At 41.0% G+C, this 16,051-nt stretch carries 16 protein-coding genes and 1 riboswitch; of the genes, 7 read left to right on the top strand and 9 right to left on the bottom strand.

The window, feature by feature from the left end; all coding sequences use genetic code 11:
* Window positions 1-20 precede the first annotated feature (20 nt).
* The 5 genes from AC6CHI_RS10475 to AC6CHI_RS10495 all read left to right on the top strand — a co-directional run bounded on the left by AC6CHI_RS10475 (window position 21) and on the right by AC6CHI_RS10495 (window position 4,992).
* Window positions 21-314 carry a hypothetical protein gene (locus tag AC6CHI_RS10475; RefSeq protein ID WP_498121157.1) on the top strand — a complete coding sequence of 98 codons (294 nt, stop codon included), beginning with the start codon at window positions 21-23 and terminating at the stop codon, window positions 312-314.
* Between the two features lie 3 nt (window positions 315-317).
* Window positions 318-1,874: a PepSY-associated TM helix domain-containing protein gene (locus AC6CHI_RS10480; protein WP_498121159.1), complete on the top strand. Its 1,557-nt coding sequence runs from the start codon at window positions 318-320 to the stop codon at window positions 1,872-1,874.
* Between the two features lie 425 nt (window positions 1,875-2,299).
* Window positions 2,300-3,190, top strand: coding sequence for a sulfite exporter TauE/SafE family protein (locus tag AC6CHI_RS10485; protein ID WP_458892204.1), 891 nt, complete (start codon window positions 2,300-2,302; stop codon window positions 3,188-3,190).
* A 126-nt stretch (window positions 3,191-3,316) separates the two neighbouring features.
* Window positions 3,317-4,408: a 3-deoxy-7-phosphoheptulonate synthase gene (locus AC6CHI_RS10490; RefSeq protein ID WP_458892205.1), complete on the top strand. Its 1,092-nt coding sequence runs from the start codon at window positions 3,317-3,319 to the stop codon at window positions 4,406-4,408.
* 59 nt (window positions 4,409-4,467) lie between these two features.
* Window positions 4,468-4,992, top strand: coding sequence for a protein tyrosine phosphatase family protein (locus AC6CHI_RS10495; protein WP_498121161.1), 525 nt, complete (start codon window positions 4,468-4,470; stop codon window positions 4,990-4,992).
* Here AC6CHI_RS10495 and ispF read toward each other — a convergent pair.
* Window positions 4,980-5,471 carry a 2-C-methyl-D-erythritol 2,4-cyclodiphosphate synthase gene (ispF, locus tag AC6CHI_RS10500; RefSeq protein WP_498121162.1) on the bottom strand — a complete coding sequence of 164 codons (492 nt, stop codon included), beginning with the start codon at window positions 5,469-5,471 and terminating at the stop codon, window positions 4,980-4,982. The genes AC6CHI_RS10495 and ispF overlap by 13 nt on opposite strands.
* A gap of 97 nt (window positions 5,472-5,568) precedes the next feature.
* Between ispF and AC6CHI_RS10505 the strand changes: the two genes are divergently transcribed.
* Window positions 5,569-6,222, top strand: coding sequence for an A1S_1983 family putative colistin resistance protein (locus AC6CHI_RS10505; RefSeq protein ID WP_498121163.1), 654 nt, complete (start codon window positions 5,569-5,571; stop codon window positions 6,220-6,222).
* A 124-nt stretch (window positions 6,223-6,346) separates the two neighbouring features.
* Here the strand turns inward: AC6CHI_RS10505 and AC6CHI_RS10510 are convergent, their stop codons facing one another.
* The 7 genes from AC6CHI_RS10510 to pyrG all read right to left on the bottom strand — a co-directional run bounded on the left by AC6CHI_RS10510 (window position 6,347) and on the right by pyrG (window position 14,256).
* On the bottom strand, window positions 6,347-7,591 hold the full coding sequence (locus AC6CHI_RS10510) for a D-amino acid dehydrogenase (protein ID WP_498121165.1): 1,245 nt from the start codon (window positions 7,589-7,591) through the stop codon (window positions 6,347-6,349).
* Between the two features lie 139 nt (window positions 7,592-7,730).
* Window positions 7,731-7,821: riboswitch (glycine riboswitch) on the bottom strand.
* Between the two features lie 190 nt (window positions 7,822-8,011).
* Window positions 8,012-9,148, bottom strand: coding sequence for a rod shape-determining protein RodA (gene rodA / locus AC6CHI_RS10515; protein WP_498121167.1), 1,137 nt, complete (start codon window positions 9,146-9,148; stop codon window positions 8,012-8,014).
* A 126-nt stretch (window positions 9,149-9,274) separates the two neighbouring features.
* Entirely contained in the window at window positions 9,275-9,997 is a 723-nt protein-coding gene (ispD, locus tag AC6CHI_RS10520; RefSeq protein WP_498121169.1) for a 2-C-methyl-D-erythritol 4-phosphate cytidylyltransferase, read from the bottom strand.
* Window positions 9,957-10,358 (bottom strand): cell division protein FtsB, encoded by a 402-nt coding sequence (gene ftsB, locus AC6CHI_RS10525; protein ID WP_458892212.1) that lies wholly within the window; start codon window positions 10,356-10,358, stop codon window positions 9,957-9,959. Before ftsB ends, ispD begins: the two co-directional genes overlap by 41 nt.
* Window positions 10,359-10,375: 17 nt before the next feature.
* Window positions 10,376-11,665 carry a phosphopyruvate hydratase gene (eno, locus tag AC6CHI_RS10530; protein WP_016167766.1) on the bottom strand — a complete coding sequence of 430 codons (1,290 nt, stop codon included), beginning with the start codon at window positions 11,663-11,665 and terminating at the stop codon, window positions 10,376-10,378.
* Between the two features lie 60 nt (window positions 11,666-11,725).
* The gene (gene kdsA / locus AC6CHI_RS10535; protein WP_458892214.1) at window positions 11,726-12,583 is read right to left on the bottom strand and encodes a 3-deoxy-8-phosphooctulonate synthase; all 858 of its coding nucleotides are present in this window, start codon (window positions 12,581-12,583) and stop codon (window positions 11,726-11,728) included.
* A 35-nt stretch (window positions 12,584-12,618) separates the two neighbouring features.
* Window positions 12,619-14,256, bottom strand: coding sequence for a CTP synthase (pyrG, locus tag AC6CHI_RS10540; protein ID WP_498121171.1), 1,638 nt, complete (start codon window positions 14,254-14,256; stop codon window positions 12,619-12,621).
* A gap of 227 nt (window positions 14,257-14,483) precedes the next feature.
* Here pyrG and AC6CHI_RS10545 point away from each other — a divergent pair, with 227 nt between their 5' ends.
* The gene (locus AC6CHI_RS10545) at window positions 14,484-14,885 is read left to right on the top strand and encodes an internalin (protein WP_498121173.1); all 402 of its coding nucleotides are present in this window, start codon (window positions 14,484-14,486) and stop codon (window positions 14,883-14,885) included.
* A gap of 74 nt (window positions 14,886-14,959) precedes the next feature.
* Here AC6CHI_RS10545 and AC6CHI_RS10550 read toward each other — a convergent pair whose 3' ends face one another.
* Window positions 14,960-16,051 (bottom strand): YheT family hydrolase, encoded by a 1,092-nt coding sequence (locus AC6CHI_RS10550; RefSeq protein ID WP_498121249.1) that lies wholly within the window; start codon window positions 16,049-16,051, stop codon window positions 14,960-14,962.

Here is a 16,051-nt window from a genome sequence, read left to right on the forward strand (position 1 = left end):
TTTCCATAGTGATCCAATTTATGACTAAGTCACGCCCCATTAACTTGACCTATCGCCTACAAGTGCTGTATCGCTTTGTTGTGGCTTTTGTCATAGGTTTTATGTGCGCTGGGCTACTCAGTCTAGATTTAACTTATTTGATGCATCATCACCTGCCTAAAGCAGAAGCCATTTATCTGGCAGCCTTTGTCAGCATTATTTTTTATGCTGCATTTGTCATTTTCAGTTTTTGTATGCAGTCGCTGCTCAAGCTGTCAATCGTCAGCGCAGGAACATGCTGTGCCCTTTTGTTCGTTCTGATGGGAATACGTTAACTCATGCATAAAAGTATTCGACAATCCATGGCATGGTTACACTCATGGACAGGGTTACTACTGGGCTGGGTGATCTTTGCGATCTTTCTTATGGGGACTGCATCTTACTACCGCCATGAAATTAACTTATGGATGCAGCCAGAACTGGCAAAATACGAAATCCAACAACAAGTTGCCATTCAGTCTGCCAGTCAATATTTGCACAGTCATGCCCCCGATGCCAAATCCTGGTTTATAGCGGTCGCCACAGCAGAATCACCAGTGAATAGCATTTATTGGCAAAAAGCAGATGGTGGCTATGAACGTAAAATACTTGATGCAAATTCTGGGCAAGAGTTGAATCTTTCAGCGACTGAAGGTGGAGATTTTTTCTATCGATTTCATTATCAACTGTTTGGTTTACCCATTCAAATTGGCCGCTTAGTGGTTTGCTTCGCTGCATTCATCATGCTGATTGCATTAATTTCAGGCATCATCACGCATAAAAAGATCTTCACCGATTTCTTTACACTGCGTACCTTTAAATCACAACGCTCCTGGCTAGACTTCCATAACGTCAGCTCCGTGATTGCTTTACCTTTTTTCTTAATGATCACCTTCACGGGTTTAGCCATTTTTTTCTATTTATATTTGCCTTGGGGAATGAAAGCACTTTACCCCGATAACCCTTACCAGTACTTCACAGAAATTCGTAGCCAAGCCATTCAACAAGATACATCTGCTTTAGCGCAACCCAATTTGAGTATGACAAGCTTATTACATACCGTTGAGCAACAATGGGGACAACAAGAACTTCGTTCCATTGCCGTTCAAAATCCCAATACCAATCAAGCTGTGTATACCTTCACTCAATTACAAGATCACAGCATCACAGGCAACCAAGCGCAAATCACTTTACGCGGTACAGATGCACAAATTATCCACAACACGCGTAATGACAGTGCAATTGCAACTTTAAATTTTGGTGTCTATGGCTTACATATGGCCACTTTTGCCCAACCCGCACTTAGACTAGCCTTCTTTTTCTCAGGCTTATTGGGCTGTTGCATGATTGCTTCAGGTTTACTCCTCTGGAGTCTTAAACGACAGCTTCAAAACAAATCAGCACAATTTCATTTTGGGCACTATCTGGTCGATCGACTCAATCTGGCAACTTTTGTCGGTTTACCCATCGCCATGCTGGGTTATTTACTCTGCAACCGCCTAGTCTATTTAACCGCCAACTTACCCAATTACGAGATCTATACCTTTTTTACGCTTTGGTGTTTAAGCCTCATCACTGCACTTTGCACGCCTAAACTATGGCTATGGCGCTCACAACTGATTTGTTTCATCCTGCTTGCCTTAGGTCTGGTCATTTTCAATGCCATTTACCTCTTACAGCATCAATATATTGATAGCTTCAGCAGCTATTGGCCGTTTTTAAGAATCGACGGGTTCATCCTGCTTCTCGCTATTTTAGCCATCTTTATTTACAAGAATATTCACCCTATTCAAATGCAGGCCACACAAAAAATAGCGAAGAAAATCGCAACTACTCAAGAGGTTAATGCTTCATGATGATTCTTTTGGGCATGCTTTGCATTCTCACTGGCATGTGGTGCTTATATTTAATAAGTGCTAAACAGATGGGAAAAAGTCGGCAATCCGCGTGGCATTTTTTTACACGGTTTCCCCAATGTACCCGTAGTTTTGCCTATATTCTTTTTTTTATAGCCGCGGGCATTTTTATTGAAACTTTTGGCATTTCAATTGGTTTCGTCAGCTGGTGGTTGTTTGCCAGCCCTGTCATTTTACTTTTAATATTATTAATCAATGATTTAAAAAACAAAAACAAAGCCAAAATGCGGAATCATTGATTTATCTTGTTTATGCGCCACAGAAAGCTTTAGCGTTTTTTTGCATAAGTAAATCATTTATCAAGACAAACACTTATCTTAAAAAGTCATAACATATGCATGGTTTATCATATTTGGCTTCTATTCATGTTTGGTTCTGTTGAATATATTCTTGCAGGTGTTTTGGTTGGGTTATGTGTAGGGATTACGGGTGTCGGTGGTGGTTCTCTAATGACCCCGATTCTGATTAGCCTTTTTAAAATCGAGCCTCACATTGCCATCGGAACCGACCTTCTCTATGCATCGATCTCCAAGTTTTGCGGCTCAATGGTGCATGCGAAAAAAATGAATATTGTCTGGCCAATCGTGATTTGGCTCGCAGTCGGCAGTATTCCTGCCTCTTTTGCCACACATTGGGTCCTTGAAAATTATTTAAGCCAATCCTCACAGTATAAAGCTGTGCTCACCATGGTCTTAGGCTTCATGCTGACCCTTACGGGTGTATCAATTATTTTCCGCGGTCATATTGAACGGTTTTTCAATAAATTCCGTAAAGATGAACGCTTAGACATGACTGAAGACTTGGAAAGAGTAAATTTCCAAGCCAAAGATAAACGTGCATATATCATTATCATGGGTATTGTGCTCGGAATTTTTGTCACATTATCTTCAGTCGGTGCGGGTGCCTTTGGCATTATGGCACTGGTGATTATGTTCCCGAATTTACCCATGATTCGGATTATTGGGTCTGACGTTGTACATGCCGTATTACTGACACTCGTCGCAGGTCTTGGACATATGAGTTCTGGTAATGTCGATTTTAACCTGTTGGGCTGGTTATTGGTGGGTTCTATTCCTGCCATTGTGATCGGCACGCTGATTAGCTCGCGTTTACCTGAAAAAATTATCCGTAAGATTCTCGGAATCACGCTTTTTGCTTTGGGTGTAAATTTTATGATTAACCCAGTGAAAGCCAAACCTGTACAAAAACCAAGCACCGCGATGGTTTATACTGTTGAAAAATCACACAGTGTTTAAACTATCTATGCGATTAATCTGTTTATTTCACGGTTTTATTGGTCTTTTGTATAGTAAAAGACTGATTAAATCGTGTTATATTCAGGCAACTAAAAAAACTCTTGTATGATCGATCTAGTGACAGCAATGAATACACAACAGCCAACCCCTATTACTCAATCAGACATTGACGACGTAAATGTGAAAAGCATTCAGCCTTTAGTAACGCCAGCAGAGCTAAAAAAAGAGTTGCCGTTAACTGAAAATGCATATCAAACTGTGCTTAAAGGTCGTGAAACCATTCGTAATATTTTAGATGGGAAAGATAAGCGTCTTTTTGTCGTAATTGGTCCATGTTCTATTCATGATACCGTTGCTGCACACGATTATGCTGACCGCTTAAGAGTACTCAGCGAAAAAGTGAAAGACACACTTTATATCGTCATGCGAGTGTATTTTGAAAAACCACGTACCACTGTGGGCTGGAAAGGTTTAATTAACGATCCAGACATGAATGACTCATTCAATATTGAAAAAGGTCTTCGCATTGGTCGTCAATTACTTTTAGAATTGAATGAAAAAGGTTTACCTTGTGCAACAGAAGCACTCGATCCTAACTCACCACAGTATTACCAAGATTTGATTTCATGGTCTGCCATTGGTGCACGTACCACAGAAAGCCAAACTCACCGTGAAATGTCTTCAGGTCTTTCTTCTCCTGTTGGCTTTAAAAATGGAACTGATGGTGGCTTAACTGTTGCTACCAATGCTATGCAATCAGTGAAACATGGTCATAGCTTCTTAGGTCTTAACGAACTGGGTCAAGTTTCGGTGATTCGTACCAGCGGTAACCCTTATGCACACGTCGTATTACGTGGTGGTAATGGCAAACCAAACTATGATGCAGGTTCTGTTGCCGAGGCGGAAAATGCTTTAGCAAAAGCCAAAGTCAGCACCAAAATTATGATTGATACCAGTCATGCCAACTCAAATAAAGACCCATTCCTACAACCATTAGTGCTTAAAAACATTGCAGAGCAAATTGTAGATGGCAACAAATCGATTGTCGGGATTATGGTTGAAAGCCACTTAAAAGGTGGTCGCCAAGATATTCCAGACAACTTGTGTGATTTAGAATACGGTAAATCCGTTACCGATGGTTGCATTGACTGGGATACCACTGAAAAAGTACTGCTAGAAATGCATAATACTTTAAAAGATGTATTACCTAATCGTTAAGCCTTCAACGCCATCCTAAAGGATGGCGTTTTGTTTTACTGCCAAGCAAAGTCAGCGTTATGAATCAACTCGAAAATGCCTTAAGCCAAATCGACCATTTCCAATTTGTACATGAACATTTATTTAGCTCGGGACAACCCACGGTTGAACAGTTACAACTAATCAAAGAATATGGTATCACCACCGTAATTAATCTGGCTTTAAATGATGCAGACAATCACCTACCACAGGAAGATCGTGTTTGCTTGGAATTAGGCTTGAATTACATCCACATTCCAATTCTTTGGGATACCCCGTCGGATGAACAATGCTTATTGGTTTTAGACATGCTCAATCACTTGGTGCAAGAACAAATGGTTTGGGTACACTGCGCTAAAAACTTGCGAGTCAGCAGCTTAATGTATCTATATCGCCAGTATTATATGGATATGGATATCGCGACAGCCCAAGAGCTGTTACACAAGGTCTGGGAACCCAATGAAACCTGGACTGGACTTATGCATGCTGTAGCCTTACAACTGCAAGGTCGTAAAGCTACCAAAGAGTTACAACAGTCACTCATGAGTGCTGGTCATTTTGCTTGATGACTAATTAAAACCGTAGCTGTTGCCAAGATTCCTTCCTGACGCCCAGTAAATCCAAGCTTTTCTGTGGTTGTTGCTTTAATACTAATTTGAGTAACATCCACGTCTAACACGTCCGCAATACTCTGACGCATTTGCAAATTAAATTTTGCCAGCTTTGGACGTTCACAAGCCACTGTCATATCGGCGTTATTCAAAACATAACCACGATCTAAAATCAATTGATATACATGCTGCAATAACACACGACTATCAGCACCCTTAAACTCTGGATCAGTGTCTGGGAAATGCTGACCGATATCCCCCAATGCTAGCGCACCCAATAAAGCATCACATAAGGCGTGTAATACCACATCCCCATCTGAGTGGGCTTTTAAACCCTGCGTATGGGAAATTTTAACGCCCGCCAAAGTGACAAATTCACCTTCTTCAAATGCATGGACATCCATTCCCTGACCAATTCGAATTTGTGCGACCATAAGTACTCCCTGAGAAATAAATGTTTGAAATCTTGTATTCTATGTTTCGACTTCGCTATAGTTACACCAGCACAGTGTTGTGAAAGTATAAGCGATCATGTTGTTGAATACAGACATTAAATTCTTTAGAACTATAGCATCTTTCATCGGTATCGGTTGTATTTACAGTAGTCTTAGCTATGCGCAAGAAATTAACTGTAACCAGCCTGATGATAGCTCCTCTATAAAAACGCTTTGCTCCAGCAATTTTGAACAACAGCGCCAAAAGCTTCAAAACCAGTATGTCACTGCTTTTCTAATTAGTGATGCCCCTTTACGACTCTTAGAAGATACTCATCAACTCTGGTTTAAACGTATCCAGCAATGCAAAACCTCGTCTTGCTTTAATCAGCAATTTGAACTGCGCACGGACGACTTAAACTTTTATACATCACTGAATCAGAGTTTAACCCAACATTATTTAAAGTTTGAAAATGGCAAGATTGCAAAGAATCCCGTGCATCTTCAAATTCATCAGCTCAGTAAGGACAATATTAAAATTGAGGGTTTAGCTTATCGTAATCCCAATAATAAAAAAGAAACTCAGACCATTTCCTTTCTGGCCTATACCACTACCGATAAGAAGCAGAATATTGTAGATAATGAGCATGACTGTAACTATCAGTTTGATTACTCAAGGGCTATTTTAACCATTAAAACTCAGCAAAAAGGCTGCGAACGCTTTACAGGCGTGTATCGACTGTATGATTAAAACTTAACAAAGCTAACTCTGTTTAAGTTTTTCGATCACTTTTAATTATTCGCTGCGGTGTTCACGACTGAATAATTACCATAAAAAAGCACAGAATCAATCTGTGCTTTTTTCGAAAGTGGTATTAGGCTGGATATGCCGATGCAATTTCCTGACTAATCATCACCGCAGTCGCTGCGGACAGCGTCCACCCCAAATGACCATGCCCCGTGTTATAAAACACGCGATCACGTCGCCCACGACGTACAATCGGCATCATATTTGGCATCATCGGGCGTAAGCCTGCCCATGGCACCACACTTTCAGTAGAGATATCAAAGTTCTTATTCGCCCAATCGACCAAAGGTTGAATACGATCTGCCCGAATATCACGGTTATAACCATTGAATTCCGCTGTACCCGCAATTCTTAAACGGCTCTCGCCTAAGCGTGAAGTCACAATCTTGGCACTTTCATCCAGCAAACTGACCCACGGTGCATATTGCACACTTTGCTGATCCTCTAAATTAATGGTAATCGAATATCCTTTCACTGGATAAACATTGACTTTATCACCAAGCAAATGTGCTAGTTGATAACTTCCTACCCCCCCACAAACCACAATAGCATCTGCTTCTAAATATTCTGTTTCCGACTCCGCTGACTTCATATTTTCGTCACTGGCTTTACAAACCACCGTGATGCCTTGGTCATGATGTCGAACATCGGTTACGTCCAAGCCAAAACGATATTTCACTCCATATTTCTGTGTCGCTTTGGCAAGACCTACAGTGAATTTATGAATATCCCCAGTTGCATCCCCCGGGCAATAAAATCCTCCATAATAATCCCCTGTCAGGCTTGGCTCTATGCGCTTAATTTCTTCTGGTGTTACCGCATGACGTTCTAGACCACCAGTGCGTAGCAATTCATTCACACGGGTTGCGACTTCATAATCTGCTTTATTGTGATAAAAATGCAGAATTCCCCGCTTTTCCAAATCGAATTGAATATCCTCTTGGTCCGCGATATCAAATAAACGCTTACGTGCCATCAATGCCAATCTAACCGTTTCTCGGGTATTCTCTTCATAATATTTAATATTGCCCAGAAATTCGACCAACCATGCATACTTATGTACATCAAAGGAAGGGTTTAGTAACAACGGGGCATCTTTACGCGTCATCCATTTAATGCCTTTTAGCACGGTCGACTTTTGATTCCAAACTTCAGCATTGCATGCAGAAAGCTGACCACCATTGGCAAAAGAGGTTTCCATAGCAGGATAGAGATGTTTATCGATCACGGTAACATCGTAACCTAATTGAGATAATTCATAAGCTGAAGTTACCCCAGTAATTCCAGAGCCAATAACAATAATATGTGGCATAAAGCACTCCTTCGAAATGCATGCATTCCTTGTATATGCCCCATCTGTCATTGGTACCTGAGAGCTTCGGTCATATCAGATACAACCATCCCCTTCGGTGAGTGCCTTTCTTGTGTTTATGCACTTCTCTCCAGATTTTGAAATTATTACAGTCCTTCTGCCTGAGAGTTTCCGGGGTCGTTGCTCCTTCGGCGAGCACTATGACAGTGCTTCTCTCCTGCAATAATTGCTTCTTATAATATGAGCAATATATATACCATTAGCGAGCAACAAATAAACATTTTTAGTAATTAATTATGCATTATTTTTCAATTTTATTTTTTATTTTTTAAAATCAATATATTACTAATTAATACAATTTTTAAAAAACCACTCTAAAATACAAAAAAGCCCCCTAAGGGGGCTAGTATCATGCACAACTTAGCGGTGTGTATGAATCGACATGACAATTCCCATGCCCGCAAGTAGTGCAATAACCGCAGTTCCACCATAACTCATTAATGGTAATGGGTCACCAGTTACTGGTAAAACTCCGCTAATCATGCCTGAATTTAAAAACACAAAGAAAAAGAAGGTCAAACCAATTGAACTCGCCAGTAAGCGACCATAGTTATGGAATGAATTCAGACCAATCATCATGCAACGAAAAATAATAGCTGCATACAGGACAAATAAAAACATCACCCCGATAAAGCCAAACTCTTCCGAGTAAGTCGATAAAATAAAATCGGTATGATGTTCTGGTAAATACCCCAAATGTGACTGCGTTCCCTCCAAATACCCCTTACCCATTAAACCGCCGGACCCAATCGCAATTTTAGACTGAATAATATTCCATCCAGCCCCTAAAGCATCAGATTCAGGATCAAATAAAGTTAAGACACGTTTCTTTTGATAGGTTTGCAGCACATACATCCAGAGTACAGGAGTAACGACTGCCAGTGCTGCGAATGCACCCAAGATCAGTCGCCAAGACATACCACTCAGGAACAAAACAAAAATACCAGGAATAATCAATCCGATGGATAAGTCGGGTTGTAAAGCCACCAATACAAACGGCACAAACATGATAATCAGTGCGCCGATAATATGAATCAGCTTAGGAGGAAACGGCTTTCGCGCAAAATACCATGCCATCATCAGTGGCATCGCAAACTTCATAAACTCACTGGGCTGAACACTGCCAATACCCGGTACAGTCAACCAACGCTTGGCCCCTAGTCGCGTATCCCCCACCACCAAGACCAAAATCAACAGTACGATAGAGATGAAATAAAAATATGGACTTGTGGCCTGATAAACCTTAGGCGGAATCTGAGCACAGATAAACAGTAATATAAAACCTACACCAAAACTGGTGGCCTGACGAAGCACCATTCCCATATCTTCAGCAGTGGCGCTATATACCGCCATTAAGCCAATAATGGAATTAATCACCAAGAAACCTAATAACCAAGGATCTAAATGCAAGCGGTGCCATTTGGAGGAATCGTCTTTAATACTTCGCCCATCACGTAAGGACTGACGTAAAAAACGATACTGTTGTGAAGGTATCATCAGAAAGACAAAACAGCTAAAAGCGCCAAGTATAAATTTAAAGTACTACAGAGTGAATGCTTAATTTCACGTTCTGGAAAATTATTTCGTAACTCCGAAATTTGCTGTCATTAAGGTGGCAAATGTTCAGCTTTGTGAAGCAATAATTAAGCGAGCTAACTGCAAATCATCTGGATAAGTAATCTTGATATTGTCTGAGCGGCCATGCACCACATTCACCGAATGCCCCGCGTATTCCAAGGCACTGGCTTCATCAGTAATAACTTGACCATCTTGGAGTGCATGTTGAATTGCTTGCTTTAATACACCTAATCGAGCCATTTGCGGTGTTTGTGCTTGCCACAAAGCTTCGCGGCTGACTGTTTTGCTGATGACAGTTTCGGTTTGTACCAGCTTTAAGGTATCTCGTACTGGTATTGCCAAAATTGCTGCCTGATCGGCGTGCATGGCGGAATCAACCAAAGCCTGCAAAGATGCTGTAGTCACACAAGGACGCGCAGCATCATGTACCAACACCCAATCATCTGCAGCGGCAATTTCAGATAAATAATTGAGTGCATTTAAAACCGAATCAACACGCTCTGCACCACCCACACAAAAATGTGCTCGCTCAGAACATGCCAAAGATAATGTATTGATGACAGCATCATCTTCAGACACAGCCAAAACATAACCCGCTAAAGCGAGAGTATTGACACGCTCTACGGTATGTTCCAATACCGTTTTCTGATCAATCAGTTGATATTGTTTAAGTTCTGTCTGAGAAAAGCGACGTCCAGAACCCGCAGCAGGAATCACCACCCACAGTTTATTGTGCATTTGCTGGTTCTGGTGGGATGGCGTTGTCATCTTCATTGGTGCGTGTATCTATCTTGGCGTTTGGATCAATATAAATCGGTTTGTATTGGGTACTGATCGTACTCATTTGCACAAAAGTTTCACGCGGCTTAATTAAACCTAAATCTAAACGTGCATGTTCTTCTATGGCTTCAACACCATTTTTTAAATCATAAACTTCAGCGGCTAAAACGCGATTACGCTCTTTAAGCTCATCATTAATTTCTGTTTGTTGTTGAATTTTTTGGGTCAGTTGCTGGTGATCATGATAACCACCTTCACCAAACCAGAATAAATACTGAAACCCTGCGATCAGTACGATCGCAAGGCCCAATAGTAATTTACTCGCAACGGAGTCAAATACATTTAACATAGATAGCATTCAATCGCTTAGTTCAAACCTTTGAACTCAGCTTTACCGCGATAGATTGCATTAGTCAACTCTTCGATACGAAGCAATTGGTTATATTTTGCAACACGGTCAGAACGGCAAAGTGAACCAGTCTTGATTTGACCCGCTGCTGTACCTACAGCAAGATCCGCAATGGTTGAATCTTCTGTTTCACCAGAACGGTGAGAGATAACAGTTGAGTAACCATTTGCTTTTGCAAGATAGATCGCATCAAGTGTTTCAGTCAAAGTACCAATTTGGTTGTACTTGATCAGGATAGAGTTACCTACTTTTTGATCAATACCACGTTGTAAAATCTTAGGATTCGTTACGAATAAATCGTCACCCACCAATTGGATTTTGTCACCAAGGATTGACGTTAAGTAAGACCAACCTTCCCAGTCAGACTCATCCAAACCATCTTCAATAGAGATAATTGGATATTGGTTTACAAGGCCCGCTAAATAGTCAGAGAACTGGTTGCTTGTGAATGCTTTATTGCCTTCACCTGCAAGGATATATTGACCATTTTTGTAAAATTCTGAAGATGCACAGTCAAGCGCAAGCATAATATCAGAACCAGCTTTGTAACCAGTTTGACCAATTGCTTCAAGAATAACCGTGATTGCTTCTTCGTTAGAACGTAAGTTCGGCGCAAAACCACCTTCATCACCTACAGCAGTGTTTAAACCTTTTTTGTTTAAAACTGATTTTAGAGAATGGAAGATTTCAGCACCAGCACGTAACGCTTCTGCGAATGAAGTGAAGCCAACTGGCTCAATCATGAACTCTTGAATATCAACATTGTTGTCTGCATGTGAACCACCATTGATGATGTTCATCATTGGTACAGGCATGCTCAAAGTTGTTTGACCACGTAAGTCTGCGATGTATTGGAAAAGAGGAATTTTCTTTTCAGTAGCAGCAGCACGTGCAGCAGCCAAAGAAACTGCTAGAGTTGCGTTAGCACCTAGTTTTTCTTTGTTCTCAGTACCATCAAGCGCGATCATCGTGTTATCGATGTCTTTTTGTTCAAATACTGATTTACCAACTAAAGCATCACGGATTAAAGTGTTTACGTTGTTAACCGCATTTTTAACACCTTTACCTAAATAACGTGCTTTGTCGCCGTCACGAAGTTCTAAAGCTTCACGAGAACCAGTTGAAGCACCAGATGGTGCACATGCACGGCCTACAACGCCAGATTCTAGGATAACGTCTGCTTCGATGGTTGGGTTACCACGAGAGTCCAAAATTTCACGTGCACGAATGTCAACGATTTGGCTCATGAATAATTCCTCAGTTGATTAATAACGAGATGCTTTAGAAGGCATCAATGAGTCTATAATTTAGTGTGTATCTAGCTTGTCGAAACCTTTAACCAAGGTATCTAATTCTTTAAGCTGCGCCAAGAAAGGCTCAAGCTGCGACATACGCAATGCGCATGGACCATCACACTTAGCTTTTTCAGGATCTGGATGAGCTTCTAAGAACAAACCTGCAAGACCTGTTGCCATACCAGCACGCGCAAGTGTCGTAATTTGCGCACGTCGACCACCTGCAGAATCAGCACGGCCACCTGGTGTTTGTAAAGCGTGGGTCACATCAAAGAACACTGGAACATTCATTTCTTTCATGATGTCAAAGCCCAACATGTCTACAACAAGATTGTTATAACCAAATGCAGAACCACGTTCACAAAGAATCAGCTTGTCATTTCCTGCTTCTAAACACTTATGCAAAATGTGACGCATTTCGTGTGGTGCAAGGAACTGTGCTTTTTTGATATTGATGATGGCATCGGTTTTTGCCATCGCTTCAACCAAATCCGTTTGACGGCTTAAAAAAGCAGGCAACTGGATAATGTCAGCAACTTCAGCCACTGGTGCAGCCTGATAAGGTTCATGGACATCGGTAATGATTGGCACATTAAAATGCTTTTTAATGTCCCCTAACCATTCAATGCCCTTTTCCAAACCAGGACCACGGAATGAGTTTAAGCTCGAACGATTTGCTTTATCAAAACTTGCCTTAAATACATAAGGAATATCTAAGCGCTTGCAAATATCAATATAGGTTTCTGCAATCTCAAAAGCTAAATCTTTCGATTCTAATACGTTCATGCCGCCGAATAGTACAAATGGCAAGTGGTTTGCCATTTGTATATCGCCTAAACGTACAATTTCTTGTGGTTTTAATTGTGACATTTAAACTTTCCTAGTTTAGTCCTAGACATACCTTATTAAGCTTTTTGATGTTTTGCTTTCGCTGCACCAATAAAACCTGCAAATAATGGATGCCCATCACGTGGTGAACTTGTAAATTCTGGGTGGAATTGTACAGCAATAAACCAAGGATGTTGAGGAATTTCAACAGTTTCAACTAAATGTTGAACTGGAGAATAACCTGAAACCTTCATACCTGCAGCTTCAATCGCTGGAATGAAACGGTTGTTCATTTCATAACGGTGACGGTGACGTTCTACAATTTCCGCTTTGCCGTAAACTTCACGTGTTTTAGTGCCTTCAACCAGTTCAGACTTCTGCGCACCTAAACGCATTGTTCCACCAAGATCAGACTCTAGGCTACGCTGTTGTACTTCACCACGCTCATCTAACCATTCGGTAATCAAACCAATGAGTGGTGACTTCGTTGAACGGTTAAATTCTGTAGAAGTTGCATCTGCAATACCTGCTACATTACGAGCAAATTCAATTACTGCAAGCTGCATACCTAAACAGATACCAAGGAACGGCACATTGTTTTCACGTGCATACTGAATGGCTTTCATTTTGCCTTCTGTACCACGTTCACCAAAACCACCCGGTACAAGAATCGCATCAGCATCTTTCAATACAGTTACAACATCTTGGCTTTCAAGGTCTTCAGCATTCACATAATCGATTTGCACTTTAACGCGGTTTTGAATACCAGCATGCAATAATGCTTCATTCACAGATTTATAGGCATCTGGAAGTTCTACATATTTACCGACCATCGCAACACGTACGGTATATTCAGGATTTAACAATGCTTCTACCACATTGTCCCAATCTGAAAGATCCGCTTCTGGCAAGTCATTGAAGCCAAAACGTTCACAGATTAAATCATCAACGTCTTGCTCATAGAATGTGCGTGGAATTTGATAAATAGTTTTCGCATCTTTACACACCACCACCGCACGTGCTTCAACGTTGGTAAATAGTGCAATTTTGCGCGTCGTATCTGCATCTACATCGTATTCAGTACGGCAGATCAGGATGTCTGGCTGAATACCAATAGAAAGCAACTCTTTAACAGAGTGCTGTGTTGGCTTGGTTTTTAACTCAGCAGCAGATTTAATATAAGGTAACAACGTTAAATGCATCAGCATGGTACGTTTGTGACCTAATTCCACCATCAGTTGACGTACGGATTCCATGAATGGGAGAGATTCGATGTCACCGACTGTTCCACCAATTTCTACGATGGCAACGTCATATCCTTCACCTGCGCGAAGAACACGTTCTTTAATATTATCTGTAATGTGTGGAATTACTTGAACAGTACCACCTAAGTAATCACCGCGACGTTCTTTATTCAGTACGTCTTGATAAACACGACCAGAAGTAAAGTTGTTGAGTTTGGTCATTTTCGCACGACGTAAGAAACGTTCGTAATAACCCAAATCCAAGTCTGTCTCAGCACCATCTTCAGTGACAAAAACTTCACCGTGCTGGAATGGACTCATCGTCCCTGGATCGACATTAATGTATGGATCCATTTTGACCATGGTCACTTTTAAACCACGGGCTTCTAAAAGTGCAGCAACTGAAGCAGCTGAAATACCTTTACCTAGTGATGAAACTACACCACCAGTAACGAAAATAAAATGGGTCATTAAGTTTCTCGTACAATGGAGCCTAAATCGGCCTACAATGTTGTGCGATTTTACTTTACTCTGTACCAAGAAAGCAAAGTCAATTAGCAGCAATTCATAGATCAATAAACAATTGGCTATTCTATCAGCATTTCCGATAAAAATTTAGTAGGGAATCTCAGGATTTTTCATCTGTTATTTTACTGTTATACTACGCGCACTCTATTTATGCTTTATTTTGTGCAATTATGAATAAGAAACTTTTAATTTGTGGCGCCCTTGCAATGGGCTTGTTCCTGACCGCGTGTGTGAAAAAAGAAGAACCTAAAGATGACGAGCAGCAAGTTGAAACCAATCAAGCTGCATCTGAACCAGCACAGTTCCAACCTTTAGAAGCATCTCAAGCTGAAGAAGAAGTTGTCATTCCTGCCCAAGTTGAAGTAGAGCGCCAAGAAACACCAAATACCACCACTGAAATTCGTCGTGAAGAAACGCCTAAACCTGCGACTCAAGTGACTGAAGCCCCTAAAGCTGAAGAAAAACCAGCTCCAGCTGTGTCGCAGCCAAAACCAAATACAACAGCTCAATCTGAAGATGATGCTGTCGCTGCTGCAATTGCTGCTGCAACCCCAGCATTAGACAATAAATAATTCTGAATGCTTTAAAAAAACCAGTTCAATTGAACTGGTTTTTTATTGTCTGTAAGAAATACTTAAACTTTAGGCTAGGCATGCAATTTAAGATAATCAGCCATCAGTCGTGCTGCCCAAGAACGGGTTTGTGTGAAACCTTCATAAAAACCGCAATGACTGCCCTTTTTGGTGGTCACTACAATGATATTTTCCATACGTTGTATCAGCGACTTATACGGTTCAAAATTCTTGATATGACAGACAGGATCATCTTCTGAATTTAAGACCATTAAAGGAATCCGAATATTTTGAAATACGTGTATCGGATTAATGGCTTGAGTATAACTCGCATAATCCTGAAAACCGGCTAGCTCAAAATAACTTTTCTCGAATTCAGCAAGTGTTTTAACCGCCAAAACCTTCGGAAGTGATGCTACAGGCTGCCATGTGGGCAAATAAGGATGAATAAAAGTATTAAACAGCTTTTTGGTCATGACCTTGCTATAAAATGGATGAATATTGTCAAATCCTAGTTCGGTGTTATAGCCTGGGCATAAGGCAAAAGCCGCTTTAAACGGCGTATCCACCCCTTGTTCCCCTAAATAGCGCACCAATAGCCCTGTTCCAGCCGATGAACCCACAGCATACAGTGCAGATTGTGGAAACTGCCGTTGGATATAGGTCACTTGTTCACGTAAATCTGAAGTTGAACCAAACAAGCTCATTTTAGGTACGGGTAAAGGTAAATCGGCATGACCACGCCGCAAACACAAGGCAATACGCCATCCAGTATATTGATGTAAATCACGGACCAACTCACGCATGCTGCTTAAATTACCGGTAATGGTATGTAAGAGCACAATGGTTGGCGTTTCTGCAGGTAATGCAAGTCCATACCAAGCCACTGCGGTGATACCGCCATCTTGCATGCTAAGCTGATCGATTCGATCATACTTTAGCTGAATGCTGCGTTTTTTAATGACATCGAAATACAGCAAATGCGCATGCGTATTTGACAACCACGGTGTAGGACGATATTTCTGCTGGAGTTGCGGTAACTTTTCTAAAATGCTTTTACTTGCCCCTTGCGGGTCATAATACATTTTAGGTTGTTCAGCACCCACCATTGCATCTAACCATGCGGAACCGATACTTTTAATTTTTTTTAAACTCGTTATGCTCAT

It is taken from the genome of Acinetobacter sp. GQ146 (assembly GCF_059758585.1).